Here is a 12,924-nt window from a genome sequence, read left to right as displayed (position 1 = left end):
GTTCTCATCGTCATGCCTGACACAACTGGTGCCAGCTACGCAGCCGCCGGCGTCGACATCGAGGCGGGCGACCGCGCCGTCGAGCTGATGAAGGAATGGGTCAAGAAGACCCGGCGCCCCGAGGTCCTCGGCGGCCTCGGCGGCTTCGCCGGCCTCTTCGACGCCTCCGCCCTCAAGAACTACGAGCGCCCGCTGCTCGCCTCCGCCACCGACGGCGTCGGCACCAAGGTCGACATCGCCCGGCAGCTGGGCGTCTACGACACCATCGGCCACGACCTGGTCGCCATGGTCATGGACGACATCGTGGTGTGCGGTGCCGAGCCGCTGTTCATGACCGACTACATCTGCGTCGGCAAGGTCCACCCCGAGCGGGTCGCCGCGATCGTCAAGGGCATCGCGGAAGGCTGTGTGCTGGCGGGATGCGCCCTGGTGGGCGGCGAGACGGCCGAACACCCCGGCCTGCTGGGCGAGGACGACTTCGACGTCGCCGGCGCCGGCACGGGCGTCGTGGAGGCCGACCGGCTGCTCGGCCCGGATCGCATCCGTACGGGTGACGCGGTGATCGCCATGGCGTCCTCCGGGCTTCACTCGAACGGGTACTCGCTGGTCCGCCACGTCCTGCTGAACGAGGGCGGGCTGTCCCTGGACGCGCACCTGGACGGGCTCGGCCGCACCCTCGGCGAGGAGCTGCTGGAGCCGACCAAGATCTACTCCCTGGACTGCCTGGCCCTCCTGCGCACCGCCGAGGTGCACGCCTTCAGCCACGTCACCGGCGGCGGGCTCGCGGCCAACCTGGCCCGGGTGATCCCCGACGGCCTGCACGCCGTGGTCGACCGGTCCACCTGGACCCCGGGCGCGGTCTTCGACCTCGTCGGCCGGACCGGCAAGGTGGAGCGCCTGGAGCTGGAGAAGACCCTGAACATGGGCGTGGGCATGATCGCGGTCGTGCCCGAGGAGTCGACGGACGTGGCCCTGACGGCCCTCGCCGACCGCGGTGTGGACGCCTGGGTGGCCGGCGAGATCACCGACCGGGGCGAGCACACGACGGGCGCCGAGCTCGTCGGGGACTACGCCGCCTGAGGCACCGCGGGTGCGGCGGATGACGCGGGTAGCACAGAACCCGGTCGGTGACAGAGGTCACCGACCGGGAAGGTGTTCAGTGCAAGGTCAAGCGCCGCGTCGCTGTTGGGAAGGGGACTGGCCGTCCTCGTCCTCGTCGTCGTCCTCATAGAGGTCGGCGTACTTTGCGTACACGTCGTCGTCCTGCTCATCGTCCTCGAATGGCCCGCCGTTCGGCGGTTGTGCATTCGACGGCGATGCGCCCAGCTCCTCGGCCAGGCGGGAGAGATCAGTCCCACCGCTGTTGTACTTCAGCTGGCGGGCGACCTTCGTCTGCTTGGCCTTGGCCCGGCCGCGCCCCATGGCTCGACCCCCTCAACGACGGGGCTCGACGGCCCCAGAGTCTTGACACGCGTTCATGGTCCGGAACGGGCTCTCCGTGAAGAGACCGGTCCGTAGGGCTTCCACGGTACCTGAGCCCACGCCCATACGGTACGTCGCCCGCAGCACGTGGCCCTGCACAGGACCGCCGAGGCGCCCCGTCCTCGCTGGTCAAGGGCGATTTTAACCACCTTTCGACGGTCGACCCGCCGGGATAAGTGAGAGTTCTCTCCAACTGCCACCCCGACGGGTACCCGTCAAACCCGCGACGGCCCTGCCGGCCCGCCGTTTGACGACCCCCGGATCACCGCCGGGAGCGGGCCTCCGCCATCCGCTGCTCGGCGATCCGGTCGGCCGCGGCGGCCGGCGGAATACCGTCCTCCTTCGCACGTGCGAATATGGCCAGCGTGGTGTCGTAGATCTTCGACGCCTTCGCCTTGCACCGGTCGAAGTCGAAGCCGTGCAGCTCGTCGGCGACCTGGATGACACCGCCGGCGTTCACCACGTAGTCCGGCGCGTAGAGGATCCCGCGGTCGGCGAGGTCCTTCTCGACGCCCGGGTGGGCGAGCTGGTTGTTGGCCGCGCCGCACACCACCTTGGCGGTCAGCACCGGCACGGTGTCGTCGTTCAGCGCGCCGCCGAGCGCGCAGGGCGCGTAGATGTCCAGGTTCTCCACCCGGATCAGCGCGTCGGTGTCGGCGACGGCCACCACCGACGGGTGCCGCTCGGTGATGGTCCGCACCACGTCCTTGCGCACGTCCGTGACGACCACGTGGGCACCCTCGGCGAGCAGGTGCTCGACCAGGTGGTGGCCGACCTTGCCGACGCCCGCGATGCCGACGGTGCGGTCGCGCAGCGTCGGGTCGCCCCACAGGTGCTGGGCGGCGGCCCGCATGCCCTGGTAGACGCCGAAGGAGGTGAGTACGGAGGAGTCGCCCGCGCCGCCGTTCTCCGGGGAGCGCCCGGTGGTCCAGCGGCACTCGCGGGCCACCACGTCCATGTCGGCGACGTAGGTGCCGACGTCGCACGCGGTGACGTAGCGGCCGCCGAGCGAGGCGACGAACCGGCCGTAGGCGAGGAGCAGTTCCTCGCTCTTGATCTGCTCCGGATCACCGATGATCACGGCCTTGCCGCCGCCGTGGTCGAGACCGGCCATGGCGTTCTTGTACGACATCCCGCGCGCGAGGTTCAGCGCGTCGGCGACGGCCTCCGCCTCGTTCGCGTACGGGTAGAACCGGGTGCCGCCGAGGGCGGGGCCCAGGGCGGTGGAGTGGAGGGCGATGACGGCCTTGAGACCGCTGGCACGGTCCTGGCAGAGCACGACTTGCTCATGACCCCCCTGGTCCGAGTGGAACAGGGTGTGCAGTACATCAGCAGGTGCGCCGTTTACGTCGGTCACGGTGGTGACTCCTGTGTAGGTGCGGCGATGGGCGGCAGCCCCCCGTGAAGGTGGCGGGGGACTGTGGCACGAGATTAGAGCCTGGGGGTGCCGGCCCGCCGCACAGTGCTCAGGATCACCTCCGCACGGAGTACGGGCGTGCGACGATTTGCAGAGATTCTCGCGCGTTTGTGATCCGTTTCCACGAGTTTCCGCAGGTTTTCGCTTCGGTGCGCGGGGGAGGGAGCAGGCGTGCCCAAGGTGTCCTCGGTGATCGTCCCGTACGCGGCGTACCTGCGCGTGTACGAGCCGCTGGCGGCCTTCCCCGAAGAGGAACGCGCCCACTGGACCCGCTACGCCCGCCGCCCCGACCGGCCCTCCTACCAGGACGAGCTGCGCCGCTCCCTGGCCGACCTGCTGCCCACCCCGCCCGTCGCGGTGCCGGTGCACGAGAGCGCGGACGCCTTCGTGACCGAGGTGGACGGTGTGGTCTGCGTCTGCCCCTGGCGGACCCGGCTGCGCGGCTGGCAGGCGCTGGGCGAGCTGGCCGAGGACTTCCCGGAGCCGGTCCTGGACGCGCTGATCCCCCCGGTCGTGCGCCGCCAGAGCGCGCAGGACTACGAGCGCTGGCTGGAGCGGAACCCGGACGCCCGCCCCTGGATCCGCACGGCCACCTGGCAGGTGCCGATCAACTGGTTCGTGCTGGTCTCCGACGCGGAGCGGGAGTACGACGGCGGCGACGGCGGGCGGGCGGCCGCACCGGTGCTGCGCTACCGGACACCGATGGTGCAGGCCCGCCGGCGGGTGGCCCGGGGGCTGCGGGCCCTGCGGGAGGCGGTGGACGAGGGACCGCTCATCGACGGCCTGGTGGACGTGGGGCGCTGGCTGGAGGAGTTCCACCCGCGTTCCCTGGTCGAGTTGGACTACGGCGGACTGGTGCACGCCCTGCCGGCCGGTGAGTTGGAGGCGGACCACTCCGCGGCGGACGTGGCCGAGGGGATCGAGGCGCTGCGCCACGGCGACGGGGTCACCGCCGGGGCGGCGTACGGGCGGCTGGTGGAGCGCTGGCGGGCGGTCCGGGACCGGCGCTCCGCGAACTGACGTTTGACGTACCGCCCGATGTGGGGTTTCGTCTTCCGCTCCGACACCTGTTCGGGATGGGCTGATCCCTTGCCGACAAGGGACGTAGGTCCCGATCCGGGCGTATGCGTCAAGCGTGACGGACCGCACGTACATCACTCTTGCGCCCCTTCCCCCTCCTCATGCCAAAATAGGACAAGGAGCCCGGGGAGGGCTCCTTCCGTCCTGCTGTGATGCACTGTGGGTGGAATCTCAGCATTGCACGCTTTGGGGGGTCTGGTGACTCCTGATCGCCTCTGTGACTGATCGTCACAGAGGCGTGACTGTCCGCTATGGCATGGTCCATCGGCTTCCGTCGCTGATGAACACCTGGGAGGGCAATTCCATCGGTTTGGCCGACGCGGCTGGACAGATGGTGTAGTTGTAGTGCCGAGGACAAGCCGTTCGTCCTATAACCGACTCGACTCGCGTCCGCCATTTCGGGCAACGCGGGTCAAGGTGCAGAATTTAGAGGAATGAACCGAGAAGGTTCGGTTCTCCCGAGGAGGCCGCTCATGACCGCTCGCACCCCTGATGCCGAGCCGCTGCTGACCCCGGCTGAGGTCGCCACCATGTTCCGCGTCGACCCGAAGACGGTCACGCGCTGGGCGAAGGCCGGCAAGCTCACGTCGATCCGCACGCTCGGCGGGCATCGCCGCTACCGCGAGGCCGAGGTCCGCGCTCTGCTCGCGGGCATTCCGCAGCAGCGCAGCGAGGCCTGAACAACTGAATAACCGGGCAGAACGGCAGGTCCCCCAACCTGTCGGGGCGCCTGGACCACAGCTCCAAGCGACGCCGTCCCTGCCCCAACAGAGGTGCGTCGTTGATCGCGCTGGACTCCGCCGGGTCCAGCGCGATTCTTTTTGTGTCCGGGCCCGTGCGTCCTGACCGGTCCTGTGAGCGGGCTTGTCGGAGTCTGGGGAGCGGTGTCGGATCCGCTGTGCGAGCACCGTCGAAGGTGGTGCAATTGCACATATTAAATTGATCAGTTGTAGGAGAGGTGTAAGTGCCGCCGTTTCAAAAACTCATGCGGTGACACCCGTCACACCTCGCGGTGGTTGTTGGGCCGGGCGCCGGTGCGCTAATGGAGGCGTGGCCTCCAGGAGGTCTGCGGAGCAAGGGTGTTGGGGCCCGCGGGGTCAGGGCGTGGGCGCGCTCCCGTCCTCGACGCCCTCTTGACGACCTGTCGGAGACTGTGGGGCCGGCGCGTCCAGCGCCAGCCTCAGGAGCCGGTGGCAGATCGGGCAGTGGCGCGTCACATGCCGGTACGACGACGCGGCCGACAGGTGCGCGCGGAGCAGGGCCCGCGTCTCGTGCCTGACCGATGTCGCCATACGCCACCTCCAGGGGTCACGCGGGGGATGTGCCCTGTCTTTGGAGTACCGAGCGAAAGTGACGCCGTCAAGGCCGCGAGAGGGCGGCAGAGAGCCGCTGAGGGCTTTCGGGTGGCCGCGAGGACGGGAGGTCTTCCGGAGCGGCCGCGCACAAGAAGGAGCCCCGCGCCGATTGCTCGGTGCGGGGCTCTCGCTGCGGTCCTGACGGGATTTGAACCCGCGGCCTCCACCTTGACAGGGTGGCGAGCACTCCAAACTGCTCCACAGGACCAGGTTTCGCGGCGCTTGTTCTGCGTTGCGCTGCGAGAAGAGACTGTACAGGAGGGTGGGCCGCCGGTCGAACTCACCCTCCGTGCAAGCTCCGTCACGCCCCGCGTCAGGGCGCGAGCGCGTCGATGGCCTTCACGATCCGCTTGTCGGAGACCGGGTACGCCGTGCCCAGCGCGTGGGCGAAATAGCTGACCCGCAGCTCCTCGATCATCCAGCGGATGTCCAGGACCTGCTGCGGCACCGGCCGGCCCTGCGGCATCTGCTCGAGCAGCCACGCGTACTCGTCCCGCATCTCGTGCACCTTCTCCATGCGGGACGTGTCCCGCTGCACGCCCGTCGGCATCTGCTGCAGCCGGCGGTCCGCGGCGACCAGGTAGCGCATCAGGTCCGGCAGCCGCCTGATCCCGGCCTCCGTGACGAAGCCCGGCTTCACCAGCGCGTCCAGCTGGGCCCGTACGTCCTGGAGGTTCGCCAGCAGCGCGGGGCTGCGTACGGCCTTCAGCCGGCGCTCGCAGGCCTGCCAGGCGGCCAGCACCTGCTGCACCTGGCCCACCGTGCGGACGGTCGTGTCGACGATCTCCGCGCGGACCTTGTCGTAGAGCTTGCGGTACGACTCCTCGTCCCACGCCGGGCCGCCGAAGTCGGCGATCAGCTTGTCGGCCGCCGCCATGGCGCAGTCGTCGAACAGGGCCTGGATCGAGCCGTGCGGGTTCGCGGACAGGTTCAGCTTCTGCTGGTTGGTCAGCTTTTCGGACGCGAACTTCGCCGGGTTGACCGGGATGTTGCGCAGGATCAGCCGCCGCGTGCCCTTCCACATGGCCTGCGCCTGCTCGGCCTCGGTGTCGAAGAGGCGGACGGAGACGGTGCCGGCCTTCGGGCCGTCGTCGACCAGCGCCGGATACGCCTTCACCGGCTGACCGGCCCGGCGGGTCTCGAAGACCCGGGTCAGCGTGCCGATCGTCCAGTCCGTCAGCCCGGAGCGCTCCAGCGACTCGCCGCCGCTGCGCTCCGCGGTGGCCGCCGCGGCCTGCGAGAGCGCCTTGCGCGCCTTCGGGCGCAGCCGGAGCTTCAGCGCCTCCAGGTCCTTGTCCTCGGCCAGCTTGCGCCGGCGTTCGTCGACGATCCGGAAGGTGATCTTCAGGTGGTCGGGGACCTTCGACCAGTCGAAGTCCTCGGCGTCGAACGGCACGCCCACCATGCGCTTCAGCTCCCGCGCCATGGTCACCGTCAGCGGCTCCTGGAGGGGCACCGCCCGGTCCAGGAACGCCTGGGCGTAGTTCGGCGCGGGGACGTAGTTGCGGCGGACCGGCTTGGGCAGGGAGCGGATCAGCTCCGTGACGACCTGCTCGCGCAGGCCCGGGATCTGCCAGTCGAAGCCCTCGTCCGTGACCTGGTTGAGCACCTGGAGCGGCACGTGCACGGTGACACCGTCGGCGTCCGCGCCCGGCTCGAACTGGTAGGTCACCCGGAACTTCAGCGGACCCTGGCGCCAGGAGTCCGGGTAGTCGTCCTTGGTGACCGCCCCCGCCTTCTCGTTGATGAGCATCTCGCGCTCGAAGTCGAGGAAGTCGGGCTGCTCGTGCCGCTTGTGCTTCCACCACGAGTCGAAGTGCGCACCCGAGACGACGTGTTCGGGCACCCGCTGGTCGTAGAAGTCGTACAGCGTCTCGTCGTCGACCAGGATGTCGCGGCGCCGCGCCCGGTGCTCCAGCTCCTCGACCTCGGTCAGGAGCTTGCGGTTGTCCGCGAAGAACTTGTGGTGCGTGCGCCAGTCGCCCTCCACCAGGGCGTTGCGGATGAACAGCTCACGGCTGACCTCGGGGTCGATCCGCCCGTAGTTCACCTTGCGCTGGGCGACGATCGGCACGCCGTACAGCGTGACCTTCTCGTACGCCATCACCGCCGCCTGGTCCTTCTCCCAGTGCGGTTCGCTGTAGGTGCGCTTGAGGAGGTGCCCGGCGAGCGGCTCCACCCATTCGGGCTCGATCCTGGCGTTGACGCGGGCCCACAGGCGGGAGGTCTCCACCAGCTCGGCCGACATCACGAACCGCGGGGGTTTCTTGAAGAGCGCCGAGCCCGGGAAGATCGCGAACTTGGCGTTGCGGGCGCCCAGGTACTCGTTCTTCGCGCCCTCCTTCACGTCCTTCATGCCGACGTGGGACAGCAGCCCGGCGAGCAGCGACTGGTGCACGCGGTCGTCCGGTGCGGGGTGTTCCTCGTCGTTGAGGTGGATGCCCATCTGCCTGGCGACCGTGCGCAGCTGGGTGTAGATGTCCTGCCACTCGCGGATGCGCAGGAAGTTGAGGTACTCCTGCTTGCACATCCGGCGGAAGGACGAGGAGCCGCGCTCCTTCTGCTGCTCGCGCACGTACCGCCAGAGGTTGAGGAAGGCGAGGAAGTCGCTGCTCTCGTCCTTGAACCGGGCGTGCTGCTGGTCGGCCTGCGCCTGCTTCTCGGCCGGGCGCTCCCGGGGGTCCTGGATGGACAGCGCCGCGGCTATGACCATGACCTCGCGGACACAGCCGTTCTTGTCCGCCTCCAGCACCATCCGGGCCAGCCGCGGGTCGACGGGCAGCTGGGCGAGCTTGCGGCCGGTGTCGGTGAGCCGCTTGCGCACGTCCTTCTGCGCCGGGTCGAGCGCCCCCAGCTCCTGGAGCAGCTGCACGCCGTCGCGGATGTTGCGGTGGTCCGGGGGGTCGATGAAGGGGAACTTCTCGATGTCGCCGAGGCCGGCCGCGGTCATCTGCAGGATCACGGAGGCGAGGTTCGTCCGGAGGATCTCCGCGTCCGTGAACTCAGGGCGGGCGTTGAAGTCGTCCTCGGAGTACAGCCGGATGCAGATGCCGTCGGAGGTACGGCCGCAGCGGCCCTTGCGCTGGTTGGCGCTGGCCTGCGAGATCGGCTCGATGGGCAGCCGCTGGACCTTGGTGCGGTGGCTGTAGCGGGAGATGCGGGCGAAGCCGGGGTCGATGACGTACTTGATGCCGGGGACCGTGAGGGAGGTCTCGGCGACGTTGGTCGCGAGCACGATGCGGCGCCCGGTGTGCTGCTGGAAGACCCGGTGCTGCTCGGCGTGCGAGAGCCGCGCGTACAGCGGCAGTACTTCCGTGAATCTGTACTTCTTCTTCTCCAGCGCGTCCGCCGTGTCCCGGATCTCGCGCTCGCCGGAGAGGAAGACGAGGATGTCGCCCTTGCCCTCGCCCATCAGCTCCTCGACGGCGTCGGTGATCGCCGTGATCTGGTCCCGGTCGGCGTCGTCGCCGTCCTCCTCCAGGAGCGGCCGGTAGCGCACCTCCACCGGGTACGTCCGCCCGCTGACCTCGATGATCGGGGCGTCGCCGAAGTGCCGGGAGAAGCGCTCGGGGTCGATGGTCGCCGAGGTGATGACGACCTTGAGGTCGGGCCGCTTCGGCAGCAGCTGGGCGAGGTAGCCCAGCAGGAAGTCGATGTTGAGGGACCGCTCGTGGGCCTCGTCGATGATGATCGTGTCGTAGGCGCGCAGCTCGCGGTCGGTCTGGATCTCGGCGAGCAGGATGCCGTCCGTCATCAGCTTGATGAAGGTGGACTGCGCATTCACCTGGTCGGTGAAGCGCACCTTCCAGCCGACGGTCTCCCCGAGCGGGGTGTCCAGCTCCTCCGCGACCCGTTCGGCGACGGTGCGCGCGGCGATCCGGCGGGGCTGGGTGTGCCCGATCATGCCGCGGACGCCACGGCCCAGCTCCACACAGATCTTCGGGATCTGCGTGGTCTTGCCGGACCCGGTCTCACCGGCGACGATCACGACCTGGTGATCACGGATGGCCGCCGCGATCTCGTCCTTCTTCTGGCTGACCGGGAGCTGCTCGGGGTAGGTGACGGCCGGCACGCGCGCCCGGCGTTCGCCGATGCGCTGCTCGGCCCTGGCCACCTCCGTCTCGATCTCGGCGAGGACGGCGGCGCGGGCCTCCGGCTTACGGATCTTCCGCGCACCCTCCAGCCTGCGGCCGAGCCGGTGCGCGTCGCGCAGGGACAGCTCGGTCAGCCGGGGGGCGAGGGTGCCGAGGGCGGGGGCGGGATGCGTAGACATACGGGTTCCAGGATCTCATCCTCGGGAAAAACCTGGCGAACGATTTCCGTCCGGGCAACACAGAACCCCCGTCGATGATCTCGACGGGGGTTGTATGTGGCTGGGGCCGGGGTCGAACCGGCGACCTATCGCTTTTCAGGCGATCGCTCGTACCAACTGAGCTACCCAGCCGCGAGGTTTCACGTGAAACCTCAGCGGTCCTGACGGGATTTGAACCCGCGGCCTCCACCTTGACAGGGTGGCGAGCACTCCAAACTGCTCCACAGGACCAAGCTTCGTACGACAGTGTCGCACATGTACTGCGTGCCCCCAACGGGATTCGAACCCGTGCTACCGCCTTGAAAGGGCGGCGTCCTAGGCCGCTAGACGATGAGGGCTATCGGCCCGCCTGGGCGCTTCTCAGCGCGTCGGGGACGTGAGAAGCATATGGGATGGCGGGAGGTATCGCCAAAACGGTTTACGGAGGGCTGGGGGCGGGGCTGCCCGGGGCGGTGCGGGACGGCCCGCTGCCGGAGGGGGAGGGGCCGGTCGGGGAGGGGGACGGGGTGGCGCCGGGCTGGTTCTCCTTCGGCAGATGACGGCTGACCTCGGCCGTCGTCAGGCCCAGGCCGCCCAGCTCGATCTCGTCCCAGGCCTGGAGGCGCCGGGTGTCCCGGTCGAAGTACAGGATGGACGCCTGGATGGGGTCGGGGTACTTGCCCTCGACCGCGCGCAGCCCGCTGCCGCCGGTGGAGCCCTCCACGCGCAGCCGGGTGCCGTACTTCATGACCTCCATGTCCTGGTGGTGGAGGTGCCCGGAGAGCACCAGCGGTACGTCGCCGTCGACCTCGCGGGCGGCCGACGGCTCGTGGATGACGGCGACGTCCACGGGGGTGCCGGCCGCGCTCTGGTCGCGCAGGGCGGAGGCGAGGCGGGCACCGGCCATCTCCTGGGAGGCCTCGGCGCCGTCCGCCTCGGAGCGGTCGGGGGTGTACTGCGGGTCGCCCATGCCGGCGAAGCGCAGGCCCGCGACGGTCCGGGCGTGGCCGTCGTCCAGGACGTGCGCGTTCTTCAGCCGCTTCAGGTACTCCTGGGTGCCGCGGGAGTCGTGGTTGCCGCGGACCCACACGTAGGGGGCGCCGAGGTCCTCGACGGGGTCGAGGAAGCCGTTCTCCGCGGCCGTGCCGTGATCCATGGTGTCGCCGGAGTCGACGATCACGTTCACCTTGTACTGCCGCACCAGGGAGCCGATGATCTTCCAGCTCGCCGGGTTCAGGTGGATGTCCGACACGTGCAGGACGCGGATCGTGGTCGGGTCGGGCTGGTAGGCGGGGAGCGTCGAGGTGACGTCGTAGAGCTTGGTCACGTTGGTGACCAGGCGGGCCAGCTCCTTCTGGTAGACGTCGAACTCGGTGACGATGCTGCGCGCGTTGCCGACCAGGGAGGGCGCGGAGGAGAGCAGGCCGGAGAACTTCGGCTCCAGGACGGAGTCGGGGTTCCAGGTCGCGTAGGCGGTGCCGCCGGAGGCGACCAGGAGGGTGAGCGCGAGGCCCCCGGCGGCCAGGGCGCGCCGGGGGCGGCGGTAGACGGCGAGACCGAGCGCGGTGGCGCCGGTGACCACGGCCACGCAGGAGCGGACGGCGAGGTCGAGCGTGCCGTGCTCGACGTCCTGGGCGACCTCGTCCTGGAGGCCGGAGAGGCGTTCGGGGTGGTCGACGAGGGCCTGGGCGCGGGCGGGGTCCAGCTGGTCGACGTTGACGTCGAGGCGGACCGGGGCGACGTGGCTGTCGAGCTGGAGGGCGCCCAGCGGCGAGACGTTGATCTTCGTGCCGCCGGCCAGTGAGGGGCGCAGGGTCATCGTGGTGTCCATGGGCCCGACCGGGACCCGGACGTTGCCGACGACCAGCAGCCCCAGCCAGGCGCCGAGCAGGACGACGGCGACGAGACCGGCGGCGCGGGACCAGGGGCGGGGGCGGGCGGCCAGCTCGGGGACGGCGGACGGGGGCCGGTCCCGGCGGGCGAGCCGGTCGCGGCAGCGGCGGGTGAGGATGCGCGGCGCATTGCGGATGGGGTTCATCACCTCGGCCAGGACGTGCAGGGCTGCGGCGGGGACGCGGGCCATTGGTCCCGTATGCCCGTGGCCCGGGGCGGATATGCGGGTCGTACTCCACGGTCGTACCCGACAATGGGCCTGTGCTGGAGATGACGCGCGAGGAGTTCGAGGAACTGGTCGCCGAGGCCCTGGACCGGATCCCGCCGGAGCTGACGCGGCTGATGGACAACGTCGCGGTGTTCGTCGAGGACGAACCGCCGGCGGACGATCCCGAGCTGCTCGGGCTGTACGAGGGGACGCCGCTGACGGAGCGCGGGGAGTGGTACGCGGGCGTGCTGCCGGACCGGATCACCATCTACCGGGGGCCGACGCTGCGGTTCTGCGCGACCCGGGAAGACGTCGTGGCCGAGACCGAGGTGACGGTCGTTCACGAGATCGCGCACCACTTCGGGATCGACGACGCACGGCTGCACTCCCTCGGGTACGGGTGACGGGCGCTCCGCGCGGGTGACGGGCCCTGGGCGGGCTCTGGGCGCGGGTGACGTGCGCTCCGCGCGGGGGCGGGCCGCGGGTACGGGTGACGCGCTCGGGTCAAGTCCGCCTCGCCGGGCGCGTGTCCTCTTGTGGGTGACGGGAGTTGGGCACGTCGAATCCTTGACCCCCGGAGGTGGCCGCCCGTGCGCCCCTTGTACGTACCCGTCCGTCTGGCCGCCACCGCCCTGGCCGTCGCCGCTGCCGCCGGCTGTATGAGCGTCGGCGACGAGTCCGGCGGGGGCGCCGGGCCCTCGCACTCCGCCGGGGAGCGGGGCGGCGCGGTGCCGGACGGCGGCCCCGCGGTCTCCGGAGGGAACGCCGGGTACGGCGCGGCGGCGGCCGACGAGGGGCACGGCAAGGGGAAGAAGGCCGGGGGCAAGGACAAGGGCAAGGACGGGGACGGGGCCAAGGGCGACGGCAAGGGGGAGGACGGCGAGGGCGGCAAGGAGGGCAGGGCCGGGTCCGGCTCGGAGCCCCCGGCCGCGCGCCCGACCGGGGCCCCGCCGCCGAAGGGCGGCAACCACGGCCCCGAGCCGACCCGGACGCCCCCGGCCGAGCCCACCCGGACGGCCGATCCGGAGCCGACGCGGTCCGAGGAGCCGCCCGCCTCCCCGACGCCGGACCCGACGGTGGCCGAGCCGTCCTCGTCGGCGCACGAGCCCCCCGGGACCCAGCTCGCACAGCGGGAGCCGGCTCCGGCGGCCGGGACACCGGCGTAGGACGGCGGGCCGGCGTGCGCAGGGTCCCGTCG

General features: G+C 70.4%; 10 protein-coding genes and 4 tRNA genes. 5 read left to right on the top strand and 9 right to left on the bottom strand.

The annotated features are described in order from the left end of the window. Positions 1-12 precede the first annotated feature (12 nt). On the top strand, positions 13-1,080 hold the full coding sequence (gene purM, locus K7854_RS23985) for a phosphoribosylformylglycinamidine cyclo-ligase (RefSeq protein WP_226028625.1): 1,068 nt from the start codon (positions 13-15) through the stop codon (positions 1,078-1,080). A gap of 87 nt (positions 1,081-1,167) precedes the next feature. On the opposite strand, the gene K7854_RS23980 is transcribed toward purM, so the two are convergent. Next, complete coding sequence (locus K7854_RS23980) at positions 1,168-1,422, bottom strand: DUF3073 domain-containing protein (RefSeq protein WP_052843058.1); 255 nt, start codon at positions 1,420-1,422, stop codon at positions 1,168-1,170. A gap of 322 nt (positions 1,423-1,744) precedes the next feature. Then, positions 1,745-2,839: a Leu/Phe/Val dehydrogenase gene (locus tag K7854_RS23975; protein ID WP_226028624.1), complete on the bottom strand. Its 1,095-nt coding sequence runs from the start codon at positions 2,837-2,839 to the stop codon at positions 1,745-1,747. A gap of 231 nt (positions 2,840-3,070) precedes the next feature. Here K7854_RS23975 and K7854_RS23970 point away from each other — a divergent pair, with 231 nt between their 5' ends. Continuing rightward, positions 3,071-3,919, top strand: coding sequence for a DUF8083 family protein (locus tag K7854_RS23970; RefSeq protein ID WP_226028623.1), 849 nt, complete (start codon positions 3,071-3,073; stop codon positions 3,917-3,919). Between the two features lie 533 nt (positions 3,920-4,452). Then, positions 4,453-4,659 (top strand): developmental transcriptional regulator BldC, encoded by a 207-nt coding sequence (gene bldC, locus K7854_RS23965; RefSeq protein WP_003949541.1) that lies wholly within the window; start codon positions 4,453-4,455, stop codon positions 4,657-4,659. A 417-nt stretch (positions 4,660-5,076) separates the two neighbouring features. Here the strand turns inward: bldC and K7854_RS23960 are convergent, their stop codons facing one another. From K7854_RS23960 to K7854_RS23930, 7 genes are all read right to left on the bottom strand, one after another. Continuing rightward, positions 5,077-5,271, bottom strand: a complete 195-nt coding sequence (locus K7854_RS23960) for a DUF6274 family protein (protein ID WP_226028622.1) — start codon at positions 5,269-5,271, stop codon at positions 5,077-5,079. Between the two features lie 196 nt (positions 5,272-5,467). Next, positions 5,468-5,542, bottom strand: a tRNA-Asp gene (locus K7854_RS23955). Between the two features lie 105 nt (positions 5,543-5,647). After that, positions 5,648-9,607 (bottom strand): ATP-dependent RNA helicase HrpA, encoded by a 3,960-nt coding sequence (gene hrpA, locus K7854_RS23950; protein WP_226028621.1) that lies wholly within the window; start codon positions 9,605-9,607, stop codon positions 5,648-5,650. A 97-nt stretch (positions 9,608-9,704) separates the two neighbouring features. Further along, positions 9,705-9,778 (bottom strand) — tRNA-Phe (locus K7854_RS23945). Positions 9,779-9,802: 24 nt separating this feature from the next. Next, positions 9,803-9,877: transfer RNA gene (locus K7854_RS23940), tRNA-Asp, on the bottom strand. Positions 9,878-9,911: 34 nt separating this feature from the next. Further along, a tRNA-Glu gene (locus K7854_RS23935) sits at positions 9,912-9,984 on the bottom strand. A gap of 80 nt (positions 9,985-10,064) precedes the next feature. Further along, a complete protein-coding gene (locus K7854_RS23930) occupies positions 10,065-11,708 on the bottom strand; it encodes a metallophosphoesterase family protein (protein WP_226028620.1) in 1,644 nt (547 codons plus the stop codon). Positions 11,709-11,779: 71 nt separating this feature from the next. Here K7854_RS23930 and K7854_RS23925 point away from each other — a divergent pair, with 71 nt between their 5' ends. After that, the gene (locus K7854_RS23925; RefSeq protein WP_011029427.1) at positions 11,780-12,130 is read left to right on the top strand and encodes a metallopeptidase family protein; all 351 of its coding nucleotides are present in this window, start codon (positions 11,780-11,782) and stop codon (positions 12,128-12,130) included. A gap of 186 nt (positions 12,131-12,316) precedes the next feature. Next, complete coding sequence (locus K7854_RS23920) at positions 12,317-12,892, top strand: hypothetical protein (RefSeq protein WP_226028619.1); 576 nt, start codon at positions 12,317-12,319, stop codon at positions 12,890-12,892. Positions 12,893-12,924 lie beyond the last annotated feature (32 nt).

It is taken from the genome of Streptomyces hyderabadensis (genome assembly GCF_020404845.1).
GTDB classification, from domain to species: domain Bacteria; phylum Actinomycetota; class Actinomycetes; order Streptomycetales; family Streptomycetaceae; genus Streptomyces; species Streptomyces hyderabadensis.
Note: the sequence above shows the minus strand (reverse complement) of the source record. Positions and strands in the feature narration are given on the sequence as shown.